The 26786-nt window shown below is 43.3% G+C and carries 26 protein-coding genes and 2 tRNA genes; 17 read left to right on the top strand and 11 right to left on the bottom strand.

The window, feature by feature from the left end; all coding sequences use genetic code 11:
* Positions 1 to 134 precede the first annotated feature (134 nt).
* Together BCU75_RS08525 and BCU75_RS08530 are read right to left on the bottom strand one after the other, a co-directional pair.
* Positions 135 to 209: transfer RNA gene (locus BCU75_RS08525), tRNA-Gly, on the bottom strand.
* A gap of 38 nt (positions 210 to 247) precedes the next feature.
* Positions 248 to 322, bottom strand: a tRNA-Gly gene (locus tag BCU75_RS08530).
* A 520-nt stretch (positions 323 to 842) separates the two neighbouring features.
* Between BCU75_RS08530 and BCU75_RS08535 the strand changes: the two genes are divergently transcribed.
* From BCU75_RS08535 to BCU75_RS08555, 5 genes are all read left to right on the top strand, one after another.
* Positions 843 to 2006, top strand: a complete 1164-nt coding sequence (locus BCU75_RS08535; protein ID WP_048662583.1) for a threonine/serine exporter family protein — start codon at positions 843 to 845, stop codon at positions 2004 to 2006.
* A gap of 180 nt (positions 2007 to 2186) precedes the next feature.
* Positions 2187 to 2525, top strand: coding sequence for a zinc ribbon domain-containing protein YjdM (locus BCU75_RS08540; RefSeq protein WP_004731484.1), 339 nt, complete (start codon positions 2187 to 2189; stop codon positions 2523 to 2525).
* Positions 2526 to 2632: 107 nt separating this feature from the next.
* The gene (locus tag BCU75_RS08545; protein ID WP_102473539.1) at positions 2633 to 3055 is read left to right on the top strand and encodes an N-acetyltransferase; all 423 of its coding nucleotides are present in this window, start codon (positions 2633 to 2635) and stop codon (positions 3053 to 3055) included.
* Positions 3056 to 3102: 47 nt separating this feature from the next.
* Entirely contained in the window at positions 3103 to 3597 is a 495-nt protein-coding gene (locus BCU75_RS08550; protein WP_102473540.1) for a GNAT family N-acetyltransferase, read from the top strand.
* A 120-nt stretch (positions 3598 to 3717) separates the two neighbouring features.
* On the top strand, positions 3718 to 4164 hold the full coding sequence (locus BCU75_RS08555; RefSeq protein ID WP_102473541.1) for a GNAT family N-acetyltransferase: 447 nt from the start codon (positions 3718 to 3720) through the stop codon (positions 4162 to 4164).
* Here BCU75_RS08555 and BCU75_RS08560 read toward each other — a convergent pair.
* Complete coding sequence (locus BCU75_RS08560; RefSeq protein ID WP_102473542.1) at positions 4161 to 5369, bottom strand: AraC family transcriptional regulator; 1209 nt, start codon at positions 5367 to 5369, stop codon at positions 4161 to 4163. The two genes, BCU75_RS08555 and BCU75_RS08560, sit on opposite strands and share 4 nt — an antisense overlap.
* Positions 5370 to 5389: 20 nt before the next feature.
* Here BCU75_RS08560 and BCU75_RS08565 point away from each other — a divergent pair, with 20 nt between their 5' ends.
* A complete protein-coding gene (locus BCU75_RS08565; protein WP_102473543.1) occupies positions 5390 to 7396 on the top strand; it encodes a TonB-dependent siderophore receptor in 2007 nt (668 codons plus the stop codon).
* A gap of 209 nt (positions 7397 to 7605) precedes the next feature.
* Here the strand turns inward: BCU75_RS08565 and BCU75_RS08570 are convergent, their stop codons facing one another.
* From BCU75_RS08570 to BCU75_RS08595, 6 genes are all read right to left on the bottom strand, one after another.
* The gene (locus tag BCU75_RS08570) at positions 7606 to 8550 is read right to left on the bottom strand and encodes an ADP-ribosylglycohydrolase family protein (protein WP_102473544.1); all 945 of its coding nucleotides are present in this window, start codon (positions 8548 to 8550) and stop codon (positions 7606 to 7608) included.
* A 193-nt stretch (positions 8551 to 8743) separates the two neighbouring features.
* The gene (locus tag BCU75_RS08575; protein ID WP_102473545.1) at positions 8744 to 9670 is read right to left on the bottom strand and encodes an amino acid ABC transporter permease; all 927 of its coding nucleotides are present in this window, start codon (positions 9668 to 9670) and stop codon (positions 8744 to 8746) included.
* A gap of 130 nt (positions 9671 to 9800) precedes the next feature.
* Complete coding sequence (locus BCU75_RS08580) at positions 9801 to 10610, bottom strand: transporter substrate-binding domain-containing protein (RefSeq protein ID WP_076677046.1); 810 nt, start codon at positions 10608 to 10610, stop codon at positions 9801 to 9803.
* Positions 10611 to 10622: 12 nt separating this feature from the next.
* On the bottom strand, positions 10623 to 11420 hold the full coding sequence (locus tag BCU75_RS08585) for an amino acid ABC transporter permease (RefSeq protein ID WP_102473546.1): 798 nt from the start codon (positions 11418 to 11420) through the stop codon (positions 10623 to 10625).
* Positions 11420 to 12166, bottom strand: a complete 747-nt coding sequence (locus BCU75_RS08590; RefSeq protein ID WP_017078274.1) for an amino acid ABC transporter ATP-binding protein — start codon at positions 12164 to 12166, stop codon at positions 11420 to 11422. Before BCU75_RS08590 ends, BCU75_RS08585 begins: the two co-directional genes overlap by 1 nt.
* A gap of 225 nt (positions 12167 to 12391) precedes the next feature.
* Positions 12392 to 13540, bottom strand: coding sequence for an iron-containing alcohol dehydrogenase (locus tag BCU75_RS08595; protein WP_102473547.1), 1149 nt, complete (start codon positions 13538 to 13540; stop codon positions 12392 to 12394).
* A 193-nt stretch (positions 13541 to 13733) separates the two neighbouring features.
* On the opposite strand from BCU75_RS08595, the gene BCU75_RS08600 reads away from it, so the two are divergent.
* From BCU75_RS08600 to BCU75_RS08635, 9 genes are all read left to right on the top strand, one after another.
* Positions 13734 to 14618 carry an AraC family transcriptional regulator gene (locus BCU75_RS08600; RefSeq protein ID WP_102473548.1) on the top strand — a complete coding sequence of 295 codons (885 nt, stop codon included), beginning with the start codon at positions 13734 to 13736 and terminating at the stop codon, positions 14616 to 14618.
* Between the two features lie 165 nt (positions 14619 to 14783).
* Positions 14784 to 15134 carry a hypothetical protein gene (locus BCU75_RS08605; protein ID WP_102473549.1) on the top strand — a complete coding sequence of 117 codons (351 nt, stop codon included), beginning with the start codon at positions 14784 to 14786 and terminating at the stop codon, positions 15132 to 15134.
* 78 nt (positions 15135 to 15212) lie between these two features.
* Entirely contained in the window at positions 15213 to 15674 is a 462-nt protein-coding gene (locus tag BCU75_RS08610; protein WP_241905364.1) for a GNAT family N-acetyltransferase, read from the top strand.
* Between the two features lie 577 nt (positions 15675 to 16251).
* Positions 16252 to 17499 (top strand): RidA family protein, encoded by a 1248-nt coding sequence (locus BCU75_RS08615; RefSeq protein ID WP_102473550.1) that lies wholly within the window; start codon positions 16252 to 16254, stop codon positions 17497 to 17499.
* 214 nt (positions 17500 to 17713) lie between these two features.
* Positions 17714 to 18070: a hypothetical protein gene (locus BCU75_RS08620; RefSeq protein WP_102473551.1), complete on the top strand. Its 357-nt coding sequence runs from the start codon at positions 17714 to 17716 to the stop codon at positions 18068 to 18070.
* A 94-nt stretch (positions 18071 to 18164) separates the two neighbouring features.
* Entirely contained in the window at positions 18165 to 18314 is a 150-nt protein-coding gene (locus BCU75_RS24375; protein ID WP_198593406.1) for a hypothetical protein, read from the top strand.
* A gap of 119 nt (positions 18315 to 18433) precedes the next feature.
* Positions 18434 to 18898, top strand: a complete 465-nt coding sequence (locus BCU75_RS08625) for an acyltransferase (RefSeq protein ID WP_102473552.1) — start codon at positions 18434 to 18436, stop codon at positions 18896 to 18898.
* A 70-nt stretch (positions 18899 to 18968) separates the two neighbouring features.
* Positions 18969 to 19487, top strand: a complete 519-nt coding sequence (locus BCU75_RS08630; RefSeq protein ID WP_102473553.1) for a GNAT family N-acetyltransferase — start codon at positions 18969 to 18971, stop codon at positions 19485 to 19487.
* Positions 19488 to 19592: 105 nt separating this feature from the next.
* Positions 19593 to 20069 (top strand): GNAT family N-acetyltransferase, encoded by a 477-nt coding sequence (locus BCU75_RS08635; RefSeq protein ID WP_102473554.1) that lies wholly within the window; start codon positions 19593 to 19595, stop codon positions 20067 to 20069.
* A 109-nt stretch (positions 20070 to 20178) separates the two neighbouring features.
* Here BCU75_RS08635 and BCU75_RS08640 read toward each other — a convergent pair whose 3' ends face one another.
* Complete coding sequence (locus BCU75_RS08640) at positions 20179 to 20625, bottom strand: DUF417 family protein (protein WP_017108085.1); 447 nt, start codon at positions 20623 to 20625, stop codon at positions 20179 to 20181.
* A 281-nt stretch (positions 20626 to 20906) separates the two neighbouring features.
* Here BCU75_RS08640 and BCU75_RS08645 point away from each other — a divergent pair, with 281 nt between their 5' ends.
* Positions 20907 to 21269, top strand: coding sequence for a RidA family protein (locus BCU75_RS08645; RefSeq protein WP_017632780.1), 363 nt, complete (start codon positions 20907 to 20909; stop codon positions 21267 to 21269).
* A 152-nt stretch (positions 21270 to 21421) separates the two neighbouring features.
* Here BCU75_RS08645 and BCU75_RS08650 read toward each other — a convergent pair whose 3' ends face one another.
* Complete coding sequence (locus BCU75_RS08650; protein WP_102467253.1) at positions 21422 to 23008, bottom strand: BCCT family transporter; 1587 nt, start codon at positions 23006 to 23008, stop codon at positions 21422 to 21424.
* 451 nt (positions 23009 to 23459) lie between these two features.
* Between BCU75_RS08650 and BCU75_RS08660 the strand changes: the two genes are divergently transcribed.
* Positions 23460 to 26627 carry a chitinase C-terminal domain-containing protein gene (locus tag BCU75_RS08660; protein WP_102473555.1) on the top strand — a complete coding sequence of 1056 codons (3168 nt, stop codon included), beginning with the start codon at positions 23460 to 23462 and terminating at the stop codon, positions 26625 to 26627.
* Positions 26628 to 26786 lie beyond the last annotated feature (159 nt).

Genomic DNA, 26786 nt, shown 5'->3' on the forward strand with positions numbered 1-26786 from the left:
TATTGCTCTTTTTTAATACAAAAAATCACACAATGAAGTGCGCAGTTTTAATTGTTTTAGGTTTTGAAGCTAAGAGGAGATGGTGAATCTAAAGGGGTATTGTCATCAAAGAGAATTTGTAACTAAACAGAAGTTGGAGCGTGCAGCGGGAATCGAACCCGCATCATCAGCTTGGAAGGCTGAGGTAATAGCCATTATACGATGCACGCACACTGTCTTAAGAGTAAGACTGAGGCATCAAGAAGACTGGAGCGTACAGCGGGAATCGAACCCGCATCATCAGCTTGGAAGGCTGAGGTAATAGCCATTATACGATGTACGCACATCGTCTTAACGAGTTTGATAATGCCACATCTAACTGAAAACGAAACCTTTTTCTTTCATTTTTATTCTAAGTGCTCGCATAACCACCACTCCGCTAGTTTTTCAATCATATCTGGCGTTTCAAGAGTGAATAAAATGTGACTAAACTCTCGTTAAGTTCACGATTCAAAGTAACATTTGATTTATTATTTTGGGATAGGTAAGTCGGGAGAACTTATCAACGAACACCGAGTACTATTACCCTAAAAACGTAAGTAAAATCTAATACTGTAAGTGTTAACACAATCGAGATCTAAGCCGAACATCCAAGTCAAACGATAACAGTATGGATGCATAGATTTAACTTACAAACGGTTCGTATTATTCATTGAACTAATCCCAAATGAGTAGAGTTATACATGCCTTTGAGCATTCGAAGAAAAAAGTAACGAGTTGAGTTGATAATTTACGCAAAAGTCTCGTCATCCCGTCTATCGTTTGGTACATTTGCCGCACATTATGTCTCCGCTAAAATACCCATGCCTTCTCAGTTCCGAATTAACAAAATTGTTGAAATTGGTGACACTCTTCACCGCAGTGGTTGTGCTCCTTACAAGCTAGAGAAATACACCCAATTCTATGCAAAAAAGCATGGTGTTGACGTGATGATCCAAGCAACGCCAACCGCGATTAATTATCAATTTCCAGACGATAACAACGCCGTGATTCTTAAGCGTCTAAAGCCTGCTTCAATTAACCTGAGTTTGTTGGCAAATACCATCATTCGTATTAATCAGCCGAGCAGTGAACCCGTGCCAGAACCAGTGGGCTACTCTAAATTTGTGACTGCACTTGCCAATATGGGTATTCCACCTGCGTATTTGATGCTGGTGGGCAGTACGTTAGAAGCGGTTGGTTTTTCTGCATTACTAGGTTTGATGGTTTGGATATGCCAGCAAGTTCTTCATTCACGTCGCGCTATTGCAGTTGAGTTCATCTCGGCACTGTTAACGGGCATCTTTGTGGCGTTTTTGGCAAGTACAGGTTTGCCGATTCCGGTGTGGGCGTTGTGCATCGCCTCGATCGTCCTGTTTGTCCCCGGGTTATCCATAGCCAATGCATTAGAATGTTTGGCGTTTAATGACTTGGTTTCTGGTACAAGCTTGTTAGGTCAGAGCGCCTTAACCCTGATTAAGCTGTTTGTTGGGATTATCATGGGTCTCAATATTGGCGAAGCCATATGGGGACAAGCGGTCTCTATCGACTACACCAATGCTGTACCGATGTGGATGCACATATCTGGCTTAGTGCTAATCTCCGTGTCTATCGGTGTGATGTTCAATGCGCGTCCTAAAGACATCTTACTTGGCTTACCCGTTGCGGTTCTGGGTATGTGGGGGCCGTTCTATCTCGGTTTTGATAGTGGTTGGGTTGTGGGCACTTGGGTAACCACGGTTCTTATTACTTTGTACGGAACTTGGATTGCCAAGAAGATGGAGCTCACAGGCTCTATTTATATCGTGCAAGGGATCATCATCTTGGTACCCGGTAGCCGAGTATTAGTGAGTGCCAGTCAGTCGGTGTTTGAACAATCGATTCTGCCTATTCCGAGTATTGGTTTGTCGGCATTATTCATGTTCTCTGCAATCGTGGCAGGGCAAATCACCGCTTACTCCATCTACTCACCAAAAGTCGAACGTTAAAACGTTCTGCTTCTCAAATTTTTAAACAAACACAGCTTAACGGCTGTGTTTGTTCGTTTTAGGTGCTGTTCTTTTCTTACTTTAGATTTATCTTCAGACAATCGTTTAGATTTGTGCTCGCTAAGCCTAGCAAGAGTCATTAAAATGGACGCAAATTCTATTTAAATGAAGTATTAACGTATGTCTTTACCTCCTTGTCCTCAATGCCAATCTGAATATGTCTACCCAGATCAAAACAACCTAATCTGCCCTGAGTGTGCCTATGAATGGAACCCAGAAGAAGAACGTTTAGAAAGAGAAGCCGCGCGTGTTAAAGACGTGAATGGCGTTGTATTGGAAAGTGGCGATAAAGTTACCTTCATTAAAGATCTAAAAATTAAAGGCAGTTCTTCTGTACTGAAAATCGGCACTAAAGCGGTAATCAGACGAATTAATGAAGGTAAAGATCATCAGCTAGATTGCAAACTGGATGGTGGCGGTGAAATGCTCGTTACCGCGAAGTACGTTAAGAAACAATAGAAGCCAATGGTATTGATCTATCATTGCCGTAAATCTTCAATAAGTTTAAGTCCCTTTTTAGCATACTGGTTCGCAGTTTAAATAATATTAATTGCCTGAGAATTAAGATGATTAGAGAGTACAACCCAGCTGATATTGAAGCCGTTTTAGGTATTTGGTTAACCGCCTCGATAAAGGCGCATGACTTTGTGGCTCCTGAGTTTTGGGAGTCGCAAGTAGCTAGTATGCGCGACCTATATATTCCGGCATCAACAACTTACGTGTATCAAGTAGACGGTGAGATTCGTGGCTTTTATTCGCTTTATGAAGGGATCTTAGCGGCGATCTTTGTCAGTACAGAACATCAAGGCAGTGGTATTGGTAAACGGCTTATTCATCACGCGAATCTTGAATGCCCGAACTTGTCTTTAAATGTATATAAAGAAAACCAAGCGACGATTCAGTTCTACTTGTCCCAAGGATTTTCTATTGTGAGTGAACAATCTGATGAGCATACCGGACACCAAGAATACAGCATGCACTTAGCCTAGGCTTGATAGCTAACCCCGGAAGAAAAGTAACTAGGAATCGAAACTATATGGACATGGTCAAAGCTGATGTTTCGCACTCAAGTGCCTTTTATCACTATGTGAATGCTTGCTCTGAGGATGGGTTAGATATTTACACAGGTATTTCTGACAGTAGTGATGCGTATTTAAAAAGGCGAGTCGCTTATTCAAAAGGTGAGGAACTGCCAGAAGGTTGGACGCCTGCTTCTACGTATTTTTGTATCGACTCTGGTCAAATCCTTGGTGTGATCAGAGTTCGTCATGGCACCAGTGAATACATTCATGACGTTATCGGCCATATAGGCTACGAGACTCTGCCACAAGCAAGAGGGCGAGGTATCGCTAGTCATATGCTGTCTTGGGTTCAGCGTCACGTACTGACCGAAAACGCTATTATTACCTGTGAGTACCGCAATATTGCTTCGCAAAAAGTGATTGAGAAGTGTGGTGGGCAGTTCTTAAATACCTTTTACTCAGAGCAAGATAAACACGAAGTTCTACGCTATCAACTAAACCCTAAATGAACACTGAAGCATGGCACCCTCCAATTCTCACTTGCTTGTTGTGAGCGATCTTTTGGGAAATGAAGCCACTGTTGTTTCTTATTCATTGGCTATAGCTCATTGATTATTGTTGGAGATATTTTGAAGTATTCGACAAGACCCGCTCTACCAACAGATTATGAATTTCTGTTCGAGCTTAAGAAGGCCGCTGAGTTTGAACCGATCAAAGCTGTATTTGGTTGGGATGAACAAGTTCAGCGAGATATACACGCGGAAGAGTGGGCAGAAGAACGGCCTGAAATCATTGAATATCAAGGTAAAGCGATTGGTAGTGTTTTGCTGCAAGATAAAGGCGACCACTTCTATTTTTGCCGGTTCTTCCTACTGCCCGAACATCATAGCAAAGGTATTGGTAGCCAAGTTTTAACGGATTGCTTAGTCCAAGCAACCAAACTTAATAAACCAGTGGAGTTGTGTTATCTGCAAGGTAACCGAGTTGGGGAGTTGTATTTAAGGTTTGGCTTCGAAGTTACCTCGCAAAATGACCAGTTTGTTTATATGTGGAGATTAACTTGCCAACGAGACTAAGTCTTAAGCGCTATATCTTGCGGCGGCACACCAAAGGTTTTCTTAAAAGCATTGGTGAAGTTGGAGGGATGCTGATAACCCGCTTCATAAGCGGCTTCAGTTATTGAAACCAAGCCACGCTCTAAGTGCTGTCGTGCGATATGAAGGCGTCGGTAGCGAATATAGCCATTGATAGTGAGGTTGTAAGATTGCTTAAATCGACGTTGAAGATTGGAAATGCTCATCGAGAACTTACTCGCGATGCTATCAAGGCTGAGCGGCTGATCCAAATTGATTTCAATATAGCTGATGATGTCCTCAATTTTGGCATCGAATGTCTTTGATGTACTGGGCTTATCAATGTTTTCACTCGAATCTGTACTGTGTGAAGTGAAGCCTAGGTCTGCGCTAGTTGCACTTATGAGGTCATCGTCGGAAGTACACTGCTGACAACATTGAATGGGCATCTGCGACAGGGTTTGAGCAAGCAGCTGCTGGGTGAGTGTTTCTACTACTAACTTGTCTTGAAAGTTGGTTGGTGTCGCTTGGCTGGTTAATCTGTTGGTTAGCTGAATTATGTCAGTGTTGATTTGTAAGTCGTAAAACGCCTTGTGTGAATCGAGGAATGACTTGCTTGTACAGTGCTCACTTAAACGTGGCTCTACCCATTGAGGTTTAACCAATATGTTGATCTTGTTCATCTTATTGTTTTGGATTAGTGAGCGCATGAAGTTGGCGGGTTTAGCTAAATTTACTACCACGCCTTGTGGTCCATTACTGGCATCGAGATCGAACTCAAGATCGTCGTAGCCAAAGGTGAGCTTTCCTTCGAGAAGAATGGTAATCAAGATAGCGGAGTGAGCCGTCGAAACTATGTTGCTGTCGACCAATTCAATACAGCGGCCGCCATGCACAAAAATTTGGTCATTGTATTGATAAGAAAGAAACTTTCCCTCAGCAAGCGAGGTCTGCTTGGTCTGACCTTGAGTGACGATAATCTGCTTTTCCGTCTGTTCGAGCTTTTTGGTCAACGCGACTTTTTTGGTCAATGCTGATCTCTTTACTGGTGCATTCACTTTAGCCACTGCCGTTTCGGCAAGTTTAGTTTGCTTTGATGTTACTTCACCCATTTGACTGTTCCTCATAACACCTGTGCGTTTCTGCATAAGCAAATCATCTGTGCATTTATAAATTACAACTCTATCATATTTGCGAATTATTATCATTTACATCTAGGATTGAATTTATGGAAAGCCCAGTCAACTCAACAATCAAGCTTTCAGCCCTCTGTATTGCAATTGCCAGCGTGTTTAGCAGCCCGGTGATGGCAGAGGAAAACACATCGCACTTTGATGAAGTTGTGGTGTGGGGAACGAGAGTATCGAGCAACACTGAATCGATCATTGCCGATGACATGTCACTCAAGCAAGCTGACCATATGTCAGATCTTCTGCGTGAGATTCCCGGTGTTGATGTTGGGGGAACGCACTCGGTTAACCAACGAATTACCATCCGTGGACTCAGCGAAACTGACTTAGATATTCGGCTTGATGGTGCTTCTCAGCACGCCAATATGTTCCACCATATCGGTAACCTGACTCTTAACCCTGACATTTTGAAATCGGCTGATATCCAAGTGGGTAACAACTCGGTGACGCAAAATGGTTTAGGTGGTTCGGTGCTGTTTGAAACCAAAGATGCGAAAGATCTGCTTCGTTATGACGAGAGTTTTGGTGCTCGTGTTTATGGCGGCTACGCGACTAATGCAAGTCAGCAAGGTTCTTTAACTGTGTATGGTTTGCTGTCGGATAAGATTGATGCGATGCTCTACAGCCATTACATGAGTAGAGATGATTTCGAAGACGGTGACGGCAATGAAACCTTCGGTTCAGAAGGGGACGTGTATAACATTCTCGGTAAGATTGGTTTTGAACCGAGTGACTTACATCGCTTTGAACTCTCTTATGACTTGTATCGTGATAGCGGTGATTATAGCCCGCGTCCAGATATGTCTGGCGGTGCGAACGAAGGCTTGTCTAACGATATTCTCATTCCTACCGATTACGATCGTGACACGATAACGGCTAGCTATGAACTGCGTGGCGAAAGTCACCAAGGTAACGTGACTCTGTACAACACAGAAACTGAGATTCAGCGAGACGAATCTGTGATGGCTCCTCGTTGGCCTTCCAATCGTTTGTCCAAGAATACGGCTAAAAACCAAAACTTTGGCCTAAACGCTAAGTTCCAATCAGATTATCGCTTAATGTCGTTTGATAATCTCACGACCTATGGCTTTGACTATATGGATAAGTCATCAAGCAGCTATTACGGCAGCCGTAAGTTTATGGACGAATCAGCAATTTCTACCGCACTTTTTGTTGAAGATCAGTTCTACTTTACCCAAGCCTTCTCAATCACAGCAGGGCTTCGCTTTGATGATTACCAACGTAAAGCGGAAACAGGTAATGATAATTTTGATGACGTTACTTGGTCTTTGGCGACACAGTGGGATGTGACTCAAGATTGGACGTTGTTTGCGAGTACACGTTCGCTGTTCAAAGGCCCTGAGCTAATGGAGACCTTCATTGCTTACCAAGATGTCGCTTACTTAGACGACGACATTAAGGCTGAGACAGGGCAGAACACACAGGGTGGTGTGCGCTTTGATAAACGTTTAGATAACCATTTTATTGGCGCAAACCTGACAGTGTTCCAAACTAACATTGATGATTACATTACTGAAGAGTATCAGCCCGCAAACCAGAGTTACTTGATATACAACTTGGGTGATGTGGAAATAAAAGGCTTCGAGGCAAGCTTGTCTTACGGTTACGAGATGTTTAACAGCAAGTTGTCTTACGCTCGCTCAGATACAAAAAACAAAGACACAGGCGGCGCTGTTGCGGGTGGAAATGGTCGCAGTATTGATATGGGTGACAGCATCACGCTAACATTGGATTATCAGTCTGAAGTCCTTGAAACTATCTTCGGTTGGAACTCGATGTTTGTTAAAGACGAAGACAACGTATTCGATGGTCAGCCAATCAAAGAAGGCTACGATGTTCACGACCTGTACGCGCAATGGGTGCCTTCGAATGTGGATGGATTATCTGTCACCTTTGGTATCGATAACGTGTTTGATGAACAATACACCTCACACGCGTCTCGTTCGGGTACTGCAAGAGGTTTTACCTTGGATGACTATGAACCAGGTCGTAACTACAAACTTTCCGCTGCGTATCAGTTCTAGATAAGGCTTTAGCTCTTAGGTTTGATTAGAGCGATAAACTCTCGGTCGTAGGGATCCGGAAAGTTTATCGACCAAAACTGGATCTATCCGTTTAAGGCACTCATTTAAGCCATTCATTCTAGTGATTACTTTAAGTGATCAGTGAAAAGAAAAGCGCCTCTCAAGCAAGGAATCGAGAGGCGCTTTAGTTTTATTCGTTATTGTTGGAATTACTCAATAGGTAAAGACAATACACCACAATTGAGGTCGACTTGTTTAAGCCATTCGGTTGGGATTCCGCCATCTTCCTCATAGAAGCAGGCCGCTAGCACTGCGCCAATTATAATGGCACGCCCGCAGCTATCACCACCACATAAGATGTTGTCGCGAATGCCTTGTTTATAACTCTGAGCACCCGCAATGATGCGAATCAGCAATGGAAACGCGGCACTCAATTCACAATGTAATCCAAACTTCTTCGCGGCATCCGTTATTGAAAGTTCAGGCTCAGCCAGTGCTTCATCGATTTGATCGTGTATAAATTTGCTGCAAGTTTGTCGCACCATTTCTACCGACTGTAATGGTGAATTTCCTTGTATCGCAGCTTGAATCAATAGGGTGATCGCTTGTGCCCATTCCACCGCTTTATCATTATTATTGGTGACTCGAACCGCACTCTCTACCATAGCCGGTAAGGTGTGAGAAGTGTAGGTACACGCCACAAGAGGAATAAGTTTTGAAACCGCAGGTAATTGGGTGTCATCTGCGCCACAAGCCGTAATTGGATCATCTGCTAGCTCCAATTGATGTATGTTCAGCAAGCTCATACGAGTCGCCTTATCAATGTAGCCTTGCCAACTGCCACCGAAATCAAACCAATAGCGGAAATGCTGAATATAGCTCTCTTCATCGTATTTTTGATTGTCGATTAGACTATCGACCATCGCCAATAATTGAGCTCCGTATTGCGATTGTTCGCCTGCGGTTTTTCCTTGATGGGCGAAGTAGCCTTTGTCTTGATAGTCGAACCGGTTCGGTGAACGAAATTCTGGCTCAAAGCCAGCTACTTGTAAGATCCTCTCTTGGTCGTACAACCAATGCAGCCCCATGGAAGCGGCGTCGCCAACCAATGCGCCAACAACAGCGTAAAAAGCTCTTTCTTTATGATTGTCCATGTTGGGTGAGGTCCTTGATAAAAATCAACGTAGTTCGGTCTTAAAAGTATAGTGTTTAAACGACAGTTTTGCTGTGTTTTTGATAAGGGAATTGAAGGAGATTAATCCTGATTGGTCAACAACTTAAACCAATCAGATGAAATTGATAAGGGTGATGAATGATCGGGCGAGTAAGTACTTTTGATTAATGGTGTTACTGCTGGTTTAGGTAAGCGCTAGAACGCTGCTCAATCACTTTGAATAAGCGAGAAAGTGCAAAGCATAAAGCAAAATAAACGGCACCCACAATTAGCCATATCTCGAAGATTAAACCTGAAGAGTTTGCCATCTCAGTGCCAACAAAGGTCATCTCTTGGATGGAAATCAGCGAGACAATAGACGTATCTTTAACTAAAGAGATTGTTTGGCCTGCCAATGGTGGCGTGATGGCAGTTAGTACCTGTGGGCCAACCACAAATCGATACTTAGACAACGCAGATAAGCCGAGTGAATCCGCCGCTTCCCATTGGCCTTTAGGAATACCTTCTAAGCCAGCTCTAATCACTTCAGCAATATAAGCAGAAGAGAGCAAGCCAATACAAATAACACCTGAGGCTAAGTTTTCCCAAAGGTTAGCAGGGCCGAAAAGGAACTCTTGAACAGCGTTAATGTCGCCGTTATGTTCACGCAAGATGCTTTCTAAACCAAGCAGTGGGATCAGCTGATTAGAAACAAAAAAGTAAAAGATAAAGACAAACACCAGTGGCGGAATATTGCGGACCAACTGAATGAAAATCAATGCCGGTGTTTTGAAAAAAGCGATCTTTGAATGTCTTGCCACACCTAATAATGTGCCAAAAGAAAGTGCTAACACCATACTCCACAAACTTAAGCGCAGCGTTGCGATCAAGCCTTGAAAAAAGTAGGGAATACTGCCTTGAGAAGGCGGAATAAAAATTAGGGTAAACGCATCTTCCCATCGCCAATGGTAGTTGATACCAACCGCCGAACGATAATAAAGCCAGCCAGCAAATACACAAATAGCAGCGAGTAACACGCCATCTAAAAGAGTAAGGCGTTGATACCAAGGCTTGATATGAATGTTGGGCTTAGGTGTTGTTAATGCGCTAGTACTACTCACGTCATTCCTGTTCAAACAATAATAATTAGTGGATTTTTTGAGTTTTAGATAATCAATAAAACGAATCAAGTTGCCGATGAGAAGGCAGTACATACGCCGCACTGCCTTGATTCAGTAGCAAAAGTTCTGATTACTGACCTTGAGCGATTTGGTCTTGCCAATCTAAAGTAGAGAACCAGTATTCGTAACGCTCTTTAAGCCAACCGTCTTCAGTACGAGCTTTGATCCACTCGTTGAAGAACTCAGCCTTGTCAGTTTCACCCAAACGAACCGCGAATGCTTCGTTACCTTTCGATAAACGCTCTTCAAATGGAATGAATAAGGTGTCTGCGTTTTTGATCGCTTCGTGCTCTGGTTTCGGGCTAGACGCGATAACTGCGTGTGCGTTGCCGTTTAACACTTCTTGGAACGCTTGAGCATCGTCATCGAACTGTAGAACTTTCGCTTTAGGGAAGGTTTCACGAGCTACTTGAACTGTGAATGCACCACGACGAGCGGCAATTTTTACGCGGCGAGAATCAAAATCAGAGATCTGAGTAAAACCTTCAGCTAACTCCTTGTTTGCAGCCAGTTGAACACCAGAGTGAGAATAAGGTTCAGTAAACAGTACGCTTTTAGCTCGCGCTTCAGTAATAGACATACCGCCGATGATCACATCAAATTTCTTTGATAATAGAGAGGGGATGATTCCGTCCCATGCCGTAGGAACAAATTCGACTTTCCAACCTGAATCTTCGGCAAGGCGTTTCGCCACGTCGATTTCAAAGCCAACAAGATCGCCTTGTTTGTTACGCATTGCCCACGGAACAAATGTCGACATGCCGACCCGCAGTGAACCACGTTCGTTGATTTTGTCGAGGTTAGGCGTGTCAGAAGCAAGTGCAGGCAAACTTACGGCAAGCGCAAGCAGGGCTGTAATCGCGGTTTTAAATAGCTTCATGCTGATAAATCCTTATTGTGTTCGCCAGTTAGCTCCGAGCTTATGCTCGAGCCAAGCAGCAACGGCAGAAAGTGAAAGTGTAAGAGCAAGGTAAATAATCGCCACAGAGAACCAAATCTCGAATGGCATCGCGGTTTCAGAAACGATGTTTCTGGCTTCAGTCGTCAGGTCAAAAATAGCCATGACACTCACAATTGAAGAGTTTTTAATAAGAGAGATTACTTCATTCGTCAAAGGTGGCAACGTACGTTGTATTACCTGAGGAAGAATCACATCCCAATAAGTATAGGTCTTTGATAAGCCCAAAGATTGCGCGGCTTCAAATTGCCCTCTCGCAATACCATTTAAACCAGCACGGAATATCTCGGCGGTGTAAGCACCTTGGAACAGCGCCAAGGCTAAAACGGCAGTGCTAAAACGATCCAGCCCCAATACAGGACCAAACACAAAATAGAGCAAATAAATTTGTACTAATAACGGCGTATTACGAATCAACTCAACATAGCTGGTGGCTAAGGTGCGTCCCACAACAGAGTTTGAGTTTCTCAATAGCGCTGTCGTTAAACCAATAATCAGCGTAGCGACCAAAGAAATCAATGAGATATTAATGGTAACCAGTAGCCCTTCAACTAATTCTGCAGGCCACCATTCACCATCTTCATAGAAAGCAATATAGTCCGGTACGCGCTCCCATTGCCAGCTGTAACCCATAGTTTGTGCGCCAGAATCGAGAATCCAAACAACGGCAGCCACCAGTACAATAATTTGTACCAAAGCGGATAGGGCGGGTTTAATAATTCGAATCAACATTAATAAGTCAGGATCTGATTTAGGAACGCTTGAGTACGTTCATGTTGAGGGTTTTCAAAGAGCGCTTGTGGAGTATTAGATTCCACAATTTGTCCTTCATCCATGAAGATAACGCGGTCGGCTACTTGTTTGGCAAAGCCCATTTCGTGAGTCACACAAACCATTGTGATGCCTTCGCTCGCCAGTTCAACCATCACATCGAGCACCTCGTTGATCATCTCCGGATCAAGCGCTGAAGTTGGCTCGTCGAACAACAGTAATTCAGGCTTCATACACAGTGAACGGGCAATGGCCACGCGTTGTTGCTGTCCGCCCGAAAGTTGCACAGGGTATTTATTGGCTTGTTCTGCGATGTGTACGCGCTCGAGATAGTGCATTGCAATCTTCTCAGCTTCTCGTTTGCTTTTTTTAAGCGTACGAATCGGCGACAGAGTCAGGTTTTCGAGCACGGTAAGATGGGGGAATAAATGAAAATGCTGAAACACCATTCCGACTTGGCCAGGTGTGTTGAATTTACTCGGAAGCACTTGTTCTAACACGCAAAGCTCGCCACTTTCGAAAGGTTCTAGCTGATTGATACAACGGATTAAGGTTGATTTACCCGAACCTGATGGCCCGCAAATCACCACTATCTCTCCTTGTTCAATATTTAAATCGATATCCTTTAGGGCATGAAAATCACCATACCACTTGTTAAGTGACTTAAACTTAACCATTTCCTTGAGATTGTTCAAATCGTTGTTCATACCTAGTAAAGAGACAGGTTTACCTTACCAATATAGAAATCTGAATGCACATAAAATTAAGGACTTATGAGAATTTAATAGCGTCTTGTAGGGCAAATTAAAAAGCAGCGCCCAAAATGAACGCTGCTTTGTTTGTACGAAAGAAATAAGTAATGGGTTCAGTCAGATGTGAAAAATCATCTTTGTGTGACCATTGCCTTTGCTTTCTCTCTACTTTAGCAATTCTTAGTGAATAGCAGACTCTAAAATCTCACGCGTTTTCTCTGGCGTGATTGCTTGGTTTTCGCCAAGTTGCAGGTAACCGTGTGATTCAAGTTGAGCAACAACGTTGTCGATTGCTGCCGCTTTCGTTGCTTCGTAACCGTCGAACATGGTTGGAACGTCTAGGCTGTGGTAGAAGGCTTCGATTGCAGCGATTGTACGCTCGGCTAAATCAGTACCCGCTTCTAGGCCAAATACGTTACGACCCATTTGCTCTAGCTTGCCACGCTTCGCTTCGATTTGGTTACGAAGTAGTGAAGGTTGAACAATCGCAAGAGAACGCGCGTGGTCTACGTGCCATAGTGCTGTGAACTCATGGCCAATCATGTGTGTTGCCCAATCTTGAGGAACGCCAGTACCAATCAGACCGTTAAGCGCTTGGTTTGCAGTCCACATTAGGTTTGCACGCCATGCGTCGTTGTCACGCTCGTCGTATTGCTTACCCAGTACAAGTAGGTTCTTAAGCAGTGTTTCTGCGTAACCGTCTTGAACCATCGCGTCTGTTGGCATTGTGATGTATTGCTCACATACGTGAACCCATGCATCAACTAGACCGTTGATCAGTTGGCGCTCTGGCAGAGACTTCATTACGTCTGGGTCCATAACCGCAAATTTAGGCTGTACCGCAGGGTTCATGAATGCCAGTTTCTCTTGAGTCTCTTTACGAGTGATTACCGCACCCATGTTAGATTCAGAACCTGTCGCAGGAAGTGTCAGTACCGCACCAATTGGTGTCGCTTCTGTTACTTGGTGTTTACCCGCTAGGATATCCCAACCGTCGCCGTCGTATTTAGCCGCCGCAGCAACGTACTTAGAACCGTCGATTACTGAACCACCGCCAACAGCGATAATGAACTCTACGTTTTCTTCTTTAACAAGAGCGACGGCTTTATCTAGCGTCTCTTTGGTTGGGTTAGCTTCAACACCAGCGAACTCAATCCAAGCGTGATCCTTTAGAGAAGCGACAACTTGGTCGTAAACACCGTTGCTTTTGATTGAACCGCCACCGTAGATGACTAGTACTTTCTTCGAAGTATCAACCGCTTGGTTGATAGCGTTGATTTGGCCTTGGCCGAAGTGGATAACTGTAGGGTTAACATAAGTGAATTGCATTAGAGATTCCTTGTGTAAAGCTCAATTTGTTATTTTAGTTGATTGCTCAATTTCTATATTTGCATATTAGTACAGTAATCTAGGGTGATGAAGAGCTGATCCTCCAAATAAATTGCCTATTTCTACAAAGTTGATATTCTTTCTCTGCTTTAGCTTAATTACTCTTAGCACTTGGAATGGAAAGTCGCCACTTATGAAAACACTCGCGCAGTTGTTACAGTCTTATGTAGAACACAAAGGTTGGGATGATCTTGAAGGGATCAGAGAAACTGAAATTGGCGGTGTGTGGTTGTATAGAAGCAGTGGCGGGAATCAGCGTCAGCCATTCACTTACCAGTCGGGTATTATCATGCTCGGGCAGGGCAAAAAGAACATCTACATTGGCGACAGACCCGTTACTTACGCTGCTGGTGATTACCTTGTGGTAGGCGTGCCAATGCCATTGGAGTGCGAAGCCTTGCCTGTAAATGGCGAACCATTGCTTGGTTTGTCGATAAGCATCGATTCTCAGCGCTTGCATAGCTTAGTCAAAAAGTTGGAAGACCAAGGCTTTCTAGAGAGCTACTGCAACAAGCACAAGCAGAATTCGAGCGGCTTAGAATCGGCGCCAATGGAAGAGCAAATGCTGGGGAGCTTTACTCGATTGGTCAAAACTCTACATTGTGACATTGAAGCCAACATATTGGGTGATGCCATGGTCAGCGAGATTGTCTACCGCGCATTAACCGGTTCAGAAGGGCGTGTGCTGTTTGATTTAGCTCATCATGACGGACACTATGCACGTGTCGCTAAAGCGCTGTCTAAAGTGCATGAAGAGTATGACCAAACCATCACTGTTCAATCGCTTGCCGATGAAGCTAACATGAGCGTGTCTGCCTTCCACAATGCATTCCGCAATGTCACCTTTGAATCACCTCTTCAATATTTGAAGAAGGTAAGACTCAACAAAGCCAAAGAACTGATTCAGCTAGAAGGCCTTCGCATCAGCGATGCTGCTCGCCGAGTCGGCTACTCGAGCCCATCCCAATTCAGCCGCGAATTTAAGCGCCACTTCAATACTACTCCAAGAGCTGTTTAGCCTTTACTCAATATTTATGTTCCGAAACGTGCGGTATTTCATGTTGTGCGATATCACGTATATCTTTTGGTTGATCGAGAAGTGTTTATTTTATAAATATCTGTTTAGTCGTTGCTTTTCTCTCGTCAGGAAAGCTTAATTTACAGACATTTTCTAGGAGTTCTCTTGCTCGATTTATTGAAGAAAGTAGCATTAATTAATCTAACGGCAGCATTGGTTGTTTTAGCCTTACCTCAGTTTTTTCCTTTCTTTGCCACGACAAGACTCGTCGACTTCATGTTTTTTGTGGTTATCGTCATTTGGGTTCTAGCCAAGTTAATGTGGGAAGGTGGTGTTCATAGTAAGACCACACGTCTTGATGACCCTATAACAGATAAAGTCTACAAAATGGTCGAAGGCCATGATTTTGATAAAGACCAACAAGAACACTACCGAATGAACTACCACACAGGGCTAGTGTTGTTCATCGCTGGTTTACCCGCTTTTATTGCTTGCTTTGTTCTTCAACTTCTTTGAGTTCCAGTAGAACAAATGAGTTGCAATGATACTTAATACTTGGAAAGTTTCGCCAGTAAGATATTGGCTGAGAAGGTAATGATGGAAGAGTATTTGGAACTAGATATGCTCACGTTGGAGTCAATTTCTAAAGCAGCTGGGTTTCCGATCGAAAGAGATGTTTATTTGGCATCACGTGCTGAATCAATTGAGCAGGGGTTGTTGTTTGAGTATCGTCGACAAGACAAATTAATTGGTTATGTAACATTACGTGATTTAGGAGATGGTCAGTGGTTTGTGCCTATGTTTGTGGTGCATCCAAACTATCGAAGTAAGGCGGCATTCCTTTTCTTGTTTCGTTCCATTGCCGATCAACTTAAAAACAACCACTCAACTGTTTTAGTGAGCAATGTCCTACGCCTCAATGAGTTATCGGTGCAGTTTCACAAGCACCTGGGGTTTGAGGTCACTCGTGAAAATCATTTAGGCTACGAATTTACGTTAGATTTAACACCGGAAGTAAAAGATAAGTGGTCTAACTTCTTAGGTATTCAACGCTGAAATTTTGAAATTTGGGGTGGCGTTTAGTGGATTGACTCTCCGGATACCACGAACGAGCACATTCCCTTGTTAAGCAAGATAAGTAAATGTATCTAATGGTAGGTAATATTAGTCTGCTGGTATTCGATTTTCGAATATATTATTAATGTGTTTATATAATATCAGCCCTCTAAAATAATTAGTTAAGCAACCTAAGAGTTTATGCACGTATATAAGATAGTTAGCTCAATAATTAGTCTAGTAAGAGGATTTGAGGACTTTTAATGTGAACAACCTATCAAATCTTTTCTAAACTTAGAAAGTTATCCATCTCTTTATCTGAGTGAGTATTCATGATTGTTGAATATATCAAAAGATAAAGAGAATTTATTACTCGTTTCGCCCTATTATTGCGGATAATTAGTCGTGTTGTGACTAATTATTCTGTAACTCCCTGATTTATGGTTAAGTGATAGCCTGACTGTTATCACGTTTCTCTTCAAATAATTAAATTAAAGTAGCGCTACTTTAATCATTCTTTCAAATACGATTGTTAAATATAAATACGTATGCCTATTTTATTAAAAGGATAATTCCGATGAGTAGCGATATCATTAAAATTTCAAGAAATACTGAAAACGCACCAATTAATTCTGTATCTACACAAACGGTCGCTTTTTCTCATTATAATAACTTTTCAGCGCAATTACCTATTGATCCTAAAACAGGTGAAGTCGTAATCGGTGATATTAAAGACCAAGCAACACAATGCTTAAATAATATTAAAGCTATTGTTGAAAGTATCGATCATGTTATGGATGATGTTGTGAAGATTAATATCTTCGTTAAAAATATTGCTGATGTTGCTGCTATCGATGAAGTTTACAAAAGCTTCTTCCACAACAGCCTTCCGACACGTACCGTCGTGGGTGTCGCTGCGTTGCCGAACAGTGACGCTTTAGTTCAAATGGATGCTCTTATTTCAAACGGCGAAGGCACTAAACCACAAGCACCTTGCGCACTAGTTAAGGTATCAAGAAATACTGATAATGCGCCTCAAAGTGCTGTGTCCACGCAGACTGCGGCTTTTTCTCACTACAACAATCTTTCAGCTCAGTTACCGATAGATGTAACCACAGGTGAGTTGGTTGATGGTGGTATCGAAGCGCAAACGGCCCAATGTCTATCAAACATTAAAGCTATTTTAGAAAGCATCGGACATGTCATGAATGATGTGGTTAAAACGACTATCTACGTAAAAAATATCGCAGATGCGGAAGTGGTAAATGAAGTATGTGCTAAATTCTTCCCAAGCTACGTTCCTGCTCGTACTGTTGTTAACGCAGCTGAATTACCAATGGGTGCTTTAATTCAAATTGATACATCCGTTTCACATGGCGACGGTACACCGCCGCAATTACCAGAAGACACCCGCTTACTGGTTATTGAAACCAATAATACTGTTGCAGCACCATTCATGCCTTATTCGCATACTGTTGCTTTCTCTCACTACAATCATATTTCAGGTCAATTACCTGTAGACCCGAAAACAAATGAAATTGTTGCTGGTGGTGTAAAAGAGCAAGCTGAACAATGTTTAAAAAATATTAAGGCGATAATTGAAAGTGTTGACCATAGCATGGACGATACGGTGAAAATTAATATTCAACTTAAGGATATTTCAGATATTGATGCGGTAAACGAAATCTACACCGCATTCTTTAATGCTGAGCTGCCTGCAAGAACGGTAGTAGGGGTTTCAGACATTCCAATGAATGCTTTAGTGCAAATTGATGCTGTCGTTTCTAATTGTGAAGGCACGCCTCCACAAGACGTGGTTGCTTAAATCAATTGAATCCTTCTCGATAATATCGATCAGATCTCGGCTTTAGTTTCCAAACAGGGAGCAAACTCAACAGGCCGTGATCTGATCCGTTCACCTCATTACTCAAGTCCATCGAAGCGACACACCTAAGCTTATCCCGTAAATATGGTATTTATAAGGTTGAAGTGTTTTAATATGAAAAACAGACGCTTAACGTAATAAAGAAAACCAGCTTATGCAACTTCGAGCCATCTTACTGCTATGCCTTACCCTAATAGGGTGTTCGTCCAATCAAGAGTTGGTACCCGACCCAACAACCATCACGCTATTTTATGGTGATACATCCATCTCTGCAGGTGTTTTAGAGGATAAAACATTTAGTTCGGTGCTAGCCAATAGAAAGGAGAGTGTTACTTTCTCGGGCTCAATATCAAAGCAAAACTCAGGCTACTTTGTAGATATGTTAGTGATTCGAGAAAAGAAAGAGCAGCGTTCAACACGACAACTAAACGCTTCACTTGTTATGAAGCCGGGAGAGTTAGTGGATGTTGGCGGTGTGAATAACGATGTGTTCAGGGTAATCCTAGAGTGACAAAACTAAAGTGTTCAATTAATCTGAATTTTTGCTTTACCTCAACCTAACTTCAAGTCTTAAGCTTCTTTTACTCATTGAAAAGGAGCTTATTATGCAAAATAACTACGTAAAAGAACTTGCTGTCAAAACTTACCAAGAAGAGCTTCAGAAAGAGTACGTAAAATCTAAAGCTCGCCCATTTCATGCCCCTAGTTTTATCAGTGCAGTGTTATTGTCAGTTTTGCTGGTTGGGTTGTTTTAGTAAACAGACTCGTGGAATGTTTGATCCACTGCCAACTCTCAACATCTCTATTTGCTGCACTTTAATGGCTACGGCACAATCGCTTAGGTTGAATGGTGACGCCAATGTAGAGAGGAAGTATGGCAAGTCCTAGAGTTTTAAAGGCGCAGATTATTGATGTTACGTGTGGTGATAATGTCACTATCATCGAACCATCTAATGTGTATGGTTGTGAGCTTAAAGATGATGTGTTCATTGGCCCCTTTGTTGAGATTCAAAAAAACTCGGTGATAGGCGCGAGAAGTAAGATTCAATCTCATACCTTTATTTGCGAGTATGTGACGATCGGAAGTGACTGCTTTGTTGGGCACGGTGTGATGTTCGCGAATGACTTGTTTAAAGATGGCAAACCAGATCCAAACCCAGACAGTTGGGGACGAACTGTTATCGCTGATAACGTTACTATTGGTTCGAATGCGACAGTGTTGTCTGTCAGCATTTGTGAAGGGGTGGTAATCGGCGCGGGCAGTGTGGTGACCAAAGACATCACCAAAAAAGGTATCTATGCAGGCAACCCGGCTAAGAAGTTAAGAGATTTACCTTAGTTTCATAAGACAAGCTGAGCTGTATGAATCATAAGGTGCGACTTTTTAGATAAGCGACAGAGTATTGATTATGGGTGTATTTTTACATTTACTTCAGCCAAGCGATGTCAGTGCTTTATTGGAGTTTGAAGTTGAAAATAGAGAGTGGTTCGAGCAATTTGTTCCTGCGCGGGATGATGGGTTCTATTCTATTGCAGGTGTTACAGAGCAAGTCACGAGCTTTCTAACAGAGTATGACAATGGCGAGATGATTCCTATGTTGATCAAAAACGCTAATAGCACTATTTGTGGGCGAATCAATGTTCGTGATATCGACCAGAACGCTGAAAGTGGAGAACTAGGTTATCGAGTAGGTCACGCATTTGCTTCTAAAGGTATTGCATCCAACGCGGTGAGGAAGTTACTTATCTACTTGGCTGAGAACTCTTCCCTTAAATATGTTGATGCCTATGCGTTAGTGGGTAATGTCGGGTCAAATAAAATCTTATCCAATACAGGCTTTGAGTTAATCGAGCATGTAGAGAACTACGCGGTGTTCAAAGGAGAACATCAAGATGCTAATTATTATCGTAAGGCGTTATCTACTTAAGTAACTGTTTAATATTTATTATTTGTCCTATGATCAATGAGATAATAGATTCAGACGAGATGAGCTCACACCAATTGTGGTGCGAAACAATACAGAGATCAGTTTATGAATATTGTGACAGTCTATAGTGGTAATCAGCAGGTATATGCGAATTTATATCAAGGGTATGCGGCTGAGTTTTCAAAGATCATCGGAGATAAACCCGATGAGTACGGCTTGTTTGATATTTACCCGACACTTGGTGATACCGTGACTGGTTATCTACTCTACATTGACGGTGTTCCTGCTGCATTAACAGCCATTGAAACCAAAACGCCAAACGAGTTTGAGATTTGCGACTTCTATGTGGTGCCTTATTTTCGAAAAAACAAAGTAGGGAAGAAGTTTATCTGTGAACTATTTGAACACCTAAAAGGCAGTTGGGAGATCAAGCAAGTGCTGGGTGCCGAATATGCCGTTAAGTTCTGGAGAGAGGTTGTTAATGACTACACCTCAGGTAACTACGTTGAAGACCAGTATCAGGACGAAAAATGGGGTTTGGTGACTAGACAGTGTTTTAACCATGAAACTCATAAAAAGTAAAAAAGTAACAATACATTAGAAGCTGGCAGCGTCCTTCTAGCCAGCTTCGAGCCTTTTATTTCAAGTTTTAAGGTTAATTCTAGGTTTACGGCCGCTTATAGATTTACGGTTACTTCTGAGGTTTATTACGTTCGATTACGCTAATCGCGATCGCCAAAAATAGAATATCTTTCACTAGGAAGAAGTTAGTGACTAAGATGCCATCTGATACTTTCCAAGCATTTGGCGTTGTAATTAGAAAGCTGAGTGTCACAACAAAGATAGCCGCTGCTGCAATGCCTGAATAGAATGCTACTGTCGGCTTCTTAAATCCAACGATCAGTCCAATCGCGACAATAATCTCCGCGCCACCCACCATGTTAGACACCGCTTGTACTGAGAACAGATTATAAAGCCAGTTCATTGCAGGATGATTTGCGATTAGCGGTTCAATGAGCATCGCTTCGGTTGGCGTAAACTTGTAAATACCAATCCAAGCGAGCACTAATGCTACGCCAATCACACCAAGGTTATATCCCACATTACTCTGTTTTAAATCATAGGTTTGAACATGCATAAAAGTACTCCATTTAATAAAATCCCTGAATATGACCGCAAGACTTTAGATTAAATTTCGCGTTGAGAATAATACTTAATATATTTATCTAGAGATTTAATAGGTGGCGACTGATTGTCTCGATATGAACTGAGAAGCTAGTGATGTCGGTAACCGACGAAATAAGTGGGAGATAGTGCTGTTCAAGAGGTACTGCGAGCTTTCCAATTTTTGTTTTCAATACTCACGATTTGGATTAGATTACGCTGACGTAAATCCTAATTATAAGAAGAGAATCTCCCGTGAAAATCCATAGAATTAACCCGACCAAACGTTGGTCTGATGTAACTGTATTTAATGGCATCGCAAGTTTTGTTGAAGTACCAGAGACGGATACATCTGCAGGAATTAAGAGCCAAGTTCAGCAAATTTTTGATCAAGCTGAAGAAATGATGAGCTTGGTCGACAGCGATAAATCTCGCGTATTGTCGGTGACGATTTATCTAACAGATTTCGCCAACTTTGATGCACTGAATGAAGTGTGGGACTCGTGGTTCCCTGAAGGCAGCGCACCAAGCCGTGCATGTGTAAAAGCTGAACTGGCAAACCCAGAGCTGTTGGTTGAGATGTCGTTTATGGTTGCTGCGGGTGAGAAGTTTCAATAAGCCGAAATATCTTTAGAAGTAAGCATTAGTCGATATAAACGCTAATCAGCTAATCAATTAGGCAGCGAACAGATAAAACAAAGCCACTCAGGTGAATCACTTGAGTGGCTTTTTCGTTTTACACGCTAACCGATACTAAATCGGATTAGGTATTAAACAAGACCTTGATCTCTTGCCATCTGTTTTGCGATCTTCGGTGCGTGCCATAAACACGGTAACAAGATGAACGATACAGGAACGGCTGTGATCACAATGAACGACTGTAGGGCAGAGATGCCGCCAGAGCCCATTGAGATAAGTGCAATGGCTACCGCACCCATGATGATACCCCAAAAGGTACGTACTGCTGCGTTCGGCTCTGTTGTGCCTGTCATTACTACGCTGATTGTGTAGGTCATTGAGTCACCTGTCGTCACGATGAACGTGGTCGTCAGGATAAGGAACAGAATCGCAATCAACGTAGGGAACGGTAGTTGCGCTGTAATTGCTAGAAGAACAGCTGGAAGGTTAAAGCCTTCAAACGCACTAGAAATCACGCCTGGGTTCTCTAATTCAAATGCTAAACCACTACCACCAACGATGCTGAACCAAAAACATGTTACTAGTGGTGCAACGATGCTGATAGAAACGATCATTTGGCGAATGGTACGGCCACGTGAGATACGAGCAATAAAGATCGCCATCATCGGGCCATAGCCTAAGAACCAACCCCAGAAGAATACCGTCCAGCCACCTAGCCACGCTGTGTCTTGTCGGTAAAGCGCCATAGGGATGAAGTTATCGACCATTTCACCTATGCCTTGTAGGTAGCCATCAATGATGAAGCTCGTTGGACCGACTAGCAGGATGTAGCCGATTAGGCACACAGACAAGATGATGTTGTAACGGCTAACCAGTTGGATGCCCTTGTTTACGCCACTTAATGCAGACAGCGTGTACATTGCGATAGCAAATACGATAACAACACTTTGAGTCGCAAAGCTGTCTGAAATACCAAACAGTTCGCTCAGAGCGTAGCTGATTTGTAGTCCAAGGAAGCCAATAGGGCCGATAGTACCCGCGGCTACAGCGACGATGCTGCATGCGTCGACTACGTTACCAATCCAGCTATTAATTGCTTTGTCGCCAAGCACTGGGTAAAGCAGAGTACGAGGCTTAAGAGGAAGGCCTTTGTCGTAATGCAGGTGCATTAACACGATAGAAGATAAACCGCCTAAGATTGCCCATGCAAGGAAACCCCAGTGCATGAAAGATTGTGATAGGGCGTTGAACGCCATCGCTTGCGGATCTGCGTTGCCATAAAGAGGCGGAGCTGAAACAAAGTGAGCAATAGGCTCTGCCGCTGCCCAGAACACACCACCGCCGGCAAGCAGCGTACATAGGACGATAGACATCCATTTAAAGGTGGTCATTTCAGGGAAAGCAAGCGTTCCTAAACGAACGTGGCCTGTGCGCCCTAGTGCAAGCACTAAGCCGATAATGAAGTTGAGTAGTAGTAGGACTTGCCAGAAAGCACCGAACCACTTAGTTGAGTAACTAAAGCCGATGTTAACAAGTTCGGACAACACGGAGGTGTTGGTGAAAGCGAGGACGACAAAGAGGGTTAAAAAACTCCCACTAAGCCAAAATACTGGGTTTCCGAGTTCCAGTTTTTCACCCAAAGATTGAGCTTTATTGAAATCGATAGAAGTAGCTTCTGCGTTGATGTTTTCGTTGGCGACTTGCGTCAAGTTGGACATTATTTCTTCGCTATATTTGGCTCTTTCAAGCCTATGTATTTCTCCCACACTTACATAGAAGTGTGAGGTTCGTCAAAAAAGCCGCAGATACTAACACATTTGTTATCAAAAGGTGGGCGAATTCCAAAAAGAAAGCCAAATCGACTGTAAATCTCTACTTTTTGGTTAGTTTTGATGCGAATTTCTTTATCGAATCCAAATCACATTTCTGATTTTTGAGACATTATTTTTTAGCTTTCCGAAATAAATTAATATTAGTTGTTGGTGCAAAATAAGTGTCGACTCATTGCATGCTATAAACAAATTAATGCGAGTCATTTTATAAATAGAGAATATTTTAGGTGTTAAATTTGCGTTGTTACCTACAGTTGTTTTGCGAAGAGATTTAAGTGGTGAGTAAAGTCCCATTTAAATTAAACATCTTGAAACAACAACTTAAGGGATAGCTAACATGCACCTAAACCAAGGAAGAGTGGCTAAGAAGGTTTTTACACTCAGTACTCTCACCGCGTCATGCTTAATGGCGTTCAATAGCTATGCGGCTGTGGATTGCTCAACGTTAGAAACGTGGGACTCTGCCACTGTATATACCGGTGGTGATCAGGTTTCACATGACGGCAGCGCGTACTCAGCAAACTACTGGAATCAAAATAACAACCCGAGCCAATTTGAAGGCGATTACGCACAATGGAAGAAAGTCGATGTGTGTAGCGGCAATGGAGGCGGTGGGACACCAAATGAAGCACCAACGGCTTCGTTAACAGCGCCAACGGCATCAGATGTGATTGTTGAGGGTGATAACGTCGTATTAAGTGCAACAGCACTGGACGCTGATGGCAGTGTTGCTTCAGTAGAATTCTTTGTTGATGGTGCTTCGGTTGCGGTTGTGAAAGCGGCACCATTTGAAGCGGCTTGGGCTGCAACGTCTGGTAACCATCAGATTTCAGTTGTTGCAACGGACAATGAAGGCGCAGCAAGTGTTACAAGTGCGGTTTCTGTTTCTGTTGATTCAACACAGCCAGGTAATGAAGCGCCGACAGTTTCAGTAGCCCTTTCAGCAACATCTGTGGATGTTGGTGGTGTCGTCACCTTTACAGCAACGGCAGCAGACAGCGATGGCACTGTCGATAAGGTTGATTTCTACGTAGCGGGTGCCCTTGTGGGTACAGCAGCGACAAGCCCATACACATTAGATTACACAACGACTCAAGCCGGCTCTTTAGCGGTTTACGCGAAAGCAACAGACAACCAAGGTGCGACTGCAGATTCTGCGTTGGCATCTTTGACAGTGAACGGTGCTCCAACAGTGAGTACATGTCGCCCTGATGGCTTGTATCAAACGCAAGGTGTCGATGTTCCTTACTGTACGATTTACGATGATGAAGGCCGTGAGAAAATGGGCGCGGACCACCCACGTCGTGTCATTGGTTACTTCACTAGCTGGCGCGCAGGGGACGACCCACAAGCTGCTTACCTAGTAAATGACATCCCTTGGGAACAACTCACACACATTAACTACGCTTTCGTGAGCATCGGTTCAGATGGCAAAGTAAATGTGGGTGATGTAAACGATCCTGAGAACGCAGCGGTGGGTAAAGAATGGCCGGGCGTGGAAGTCGATCCTGAATTAGGCTTCAAAGGTCACTTCGGTGCATTAGCGACAGCTAAGAAAAAACACGATGTTAAGACTTTAATCTCAATCGGTGGTTGGGCAGAAACGGGTGGTCACTTTGTCACTGACGGTAGCCGAGTTGCTGATGGTGGTTTCTACACAATGACGACCAACGCCGACGGTTCTATTAACCATCAAGGTATCGAAACATTCGCCACTTCCGCGGTGGAAATGCTGCGTAAATACCAATTCGATGGTTTAGATATCGATTATGAATACCCAACCTCTATGGCTGGCGCAGGTAACCCATATGACAAAGACTTCATGGAGCCGCGTCGCCAATACCTATGGGCTTCTTATCAAGTGTTGATGAAAGTGTTGCGTGAGAAGCTTGATGCAGCCTCTGCGCAAGACGGTAATCATTACATGTTAACGATCGCAGCACCTTCTTCTGGTTACTTGTTGCGCGGCATGGAAACATTCGATGTGACTAAGTATCTCGATTACGTGAACATCATGTCTTATGACCTTCACGGTGCGTGGAACGATCACGTAGGTCACAACGCTGCGTTGTTTGATACAGGTAAAGATTCAGAGTTAGCACAGTGGAACGTTTACGGTACTGCAGCTTACGGCGGTATCGGTTATCTGAATACCGATTGGGCTTACCATTACTTCCGTGGTTCTATGCCCGCAGGTCGTATTAACATTGGTGTGCCTTATTACACACGTGGTTGGCAAGGTGTAACCGGTGGCGAGAATGGTCTTTGGGGCCGAGCTGCACTTCCAAACCAAGCTGAATGTTCAGCAGGTACGGGTGAAGGTGAGAAGAACAATTGTGGTCATGGTGCAATTGGTATCGACAATATGTGGCACGATACCGATCCGAAGGGCAACGAAATGGGCGCTGGCTCTAACCCAATGTGGCACGCTAAGAACTTAGAGAAGGGTATTTGGGGTTCTTACGCTGAGGCTTACAAACTTGATCCGGCAAACGATCCATCTGATGTTCTAGCTGGTACTTACACTCGTAACTATGACAGCGTGGCGGTTGCTCCTTGGTTGTGGAATGCAGAGAAGGGCGTATTCCTTTCAACGGAAGATAAACAGTCTATTGATGTGAAAGCAGACTACGTTATCGACAAAGAGATCGGCGGCATCATGTTCTGGGAACTAGCAGGAGATTATAACTGTTATGTACTCGATGCGAGTGGTAATCGAACGTCTATCGATACGACCGAACAAGCGTGTAATAGCGGTAACGGTGAGTTCCACATGGGTAACACCATGACGAAAGCTATCTACGATAAGTTTAAGTCTGCGACTCCATATGGTAACAAGGTTGCGACGAGCGCTGTCCCTACAGAAGCGTTAGATATTACGGTATTGGTTGGTGGCTTCAAAGTCGGTGACCAAAACTACCCAATCAATCCTAAGATCACGTTTACAAACAACACAGGTCAAGCGCTTCCGGGCGGTACCGAGTTCCAGTTCGATATCCCAGTGTCAGCACCTGATAACGCAAAAGATCAATCGGGTGGTGGTTTAACTGTGATTGCTTCGGGTCATACTCGTGCGGATAACATTGGTGGATTAGATGGAACCATGCACCGAGTGGCGTTTACTTTGCCTACATGGGAAGAGCTTCCTGCTGGTGGTGTGTATGAGCTAGATATGGTGTATTACTTGCCAATCTCAGGCCCTGCTAACTATGCAGTAAGCGTGAACGGTATCGATTATGCCTTTAGCTTTGAGCAACCAGACCTACCATTAGGTGATATCAGTTCAGGTGGCGGTAACCCTGGCGATGGTGGCACAAACCCAGGTACATGCGATACAGCCGGTTTAGCGGTTTACCCAGACTTACCTCAGAAAGATTGGGCGGGTAACCCAAGCCATGCAAACACTGGTGACCAAGTGGTTCATAACGGTAGTATTTACCAAGCGAACTGGTGGACAAGTTCTGAACCGGGCAGCGATGGTAGCTGGACTCAGGTTTGTTCTTAATTTGGTGCTAAGTAACCCATTTATAGACAATAGAACGCAGTGATAGTCAGTAGATACGAATGCTTTTAAGTCTATTTATCAGGGTTTTAGTGTAATTTAAGTAATCAACTTCAACGTAAAATTAAAACGCCGAACTGAATTCAGTTCGGCGTTTTTGCT

It is taken from the genome of Vibrio splendidus (genome assembly GCF_002873455.1).
Taxonomy (GTDB): Bacteria; Pseudomonadota; Gammaproteobacteria; order Enterobacterales; family Vibrionaceae; genus Vibrio; species Vibrio splendidus_J.

Coding starts and splice junctions, on each gene's coding strand:
- BCU75_RS08565 (WP_102473543.1), top strand. CDS start 5,390: ATGGAAAGCCCAGTCAACTCAACAATCAAGCTTTCAGCCCTCTGTATT.
- BCU75_RS08635 (WP_102473554.1), top strand. CDS start 19,593: ATGAATATTGTGACAGTCTATAGTGGTAATCAGCAGGTATATGCGAAT.
- BCU75_RS08550 (WP_102473540.1), top strand. CDS start 3,103: ATGGACATGGTCAAAGCTGATGTTTCGCACTCAAGTGCCTTTTATCAC.
- BCU75_RS08590 (WP_017078274.1), bottom strand. CDS start 12,166: ATGAACAACGATTTGAACAATCTCAAGGAAATGGTTAAGTTTAAGTCA.
- BCU75_RS08560 (WP_102473542.1), bottom strand. CDS start 5,369: ATGATAATAATTCGCAAATATGATAGAGTTGTAATTTATAAATGCACA.
- BCU75_RS08660 (WP_102473555.1), top strand. CDS start 23,460: ATGCACCTAAACCAAGGAAGAGTGGCTAAGAAGGTTTTTACACTCAGT.
- BCU75_RS08615 (WP_102473550.1), top strand. CDS start 16,252: ATGAGTAGCGATATCATTAAAATTTCAAGAAATACTGAAAACGCACCA.
- BCU75_RS08580 (WP_076677046.1), bottom strand. CDS start 10,610: ATGAAGCTATTTAAAACCGCGATTACAGCCCTGCTTGCGCTTGCCGTA.
- BCU75_RS08640 (WP_017108085.1), bottom strand. CDS start 20,625: ATGCATGTTCAAACCTATGATTTAAAACAGAGTAATGTGGGATATAAC.
- BCU75_RS08620 (WP_102473551.1), top strand. CDS start 17,714: ATGCAACTTCGAGCCATCTTACTGCTATGCCTTACCCTAATAGGGTGT.
- BCU75_RS08535 (WP_048662583.1), top strand. CDS start 843: ATGCCTTCTCAGTTCCGAATTAACAAAATTGTTGAAATTGGTGACACT.
- BCU75_RS08625 (WP_102473552.1), top strand. CDS start 18,434: ATGGCAAGTCCTAGAGTTTTAAAGGCGCAGATTATTGATGTTACGTGT.
- BCU75_RS08650 (WP_102467253.1), bottom strand. CDS start 23,008: ATGTCCAACTTGACGCAAGTCGCCAACGAAAACATCAACGCAGAAGCT.
- BCU75_RS08595 (WP_102473547.1), bottom strand. CDS start 13,540: ATGCAATTCACTTATGTTAACCCTACAGTTATCCACTTCGGCCAAGGC.
- BCU75_RS08545 (WP_102473539.1), top strand. CDS start 2,633: ATGATTAGAGAGTACAACCCAGCTGATATTGAAGCCGTTTTAGGTATT.
- BCU75_RS08540 (WP_004731484.1), top strand. CDS start 2,187: ATGTCTTTACCTCCTTGTCCTCAATGCCAATCTGAATATGTCTACCCA.
- BCU75_RS24375 (WP_198593406.1), top strand. CDS start 18,165: ATGCAAAATAACTACGTAAAAGAACTTGCTGTCAAAACTTACCAAGAA.
- BCU75_RS08570 (WP_102473544.1), bottom strand. CDS start 8,550: ATGGACAATCATAAAGAAAGAGCTTTTTACGCTGTTGTTGGCGCATTG.
- BCU75_RS08585 (WP_102473546.1), bottom strand. CDS start 11,420: ATGTTGATTCGAATTATTAAACCCGCCCTATCCGCTTTGGTACAAATT.
- BCU75_RS08600 (WP_102473548.1), top strand. CDS start 13,734: ATGAAAACACTCGCGCAGTTGTTACAGTCTTATGTAGAACACAAAGGT.
- BCU75_RS08630 (WP_102473553.1), top strand. CDS start 18,969: ATGGGTGTATTTTTACATTTACTTCAGCCAAGCGATGTCAGTGCTTTA.
- BCU75_RS08610 (WP_241905364.1), top strand. CDS start 15,213: ATGATGGAAGAGTATTTGGAACTAGATATGCTCACGTTGGAGTCAATT.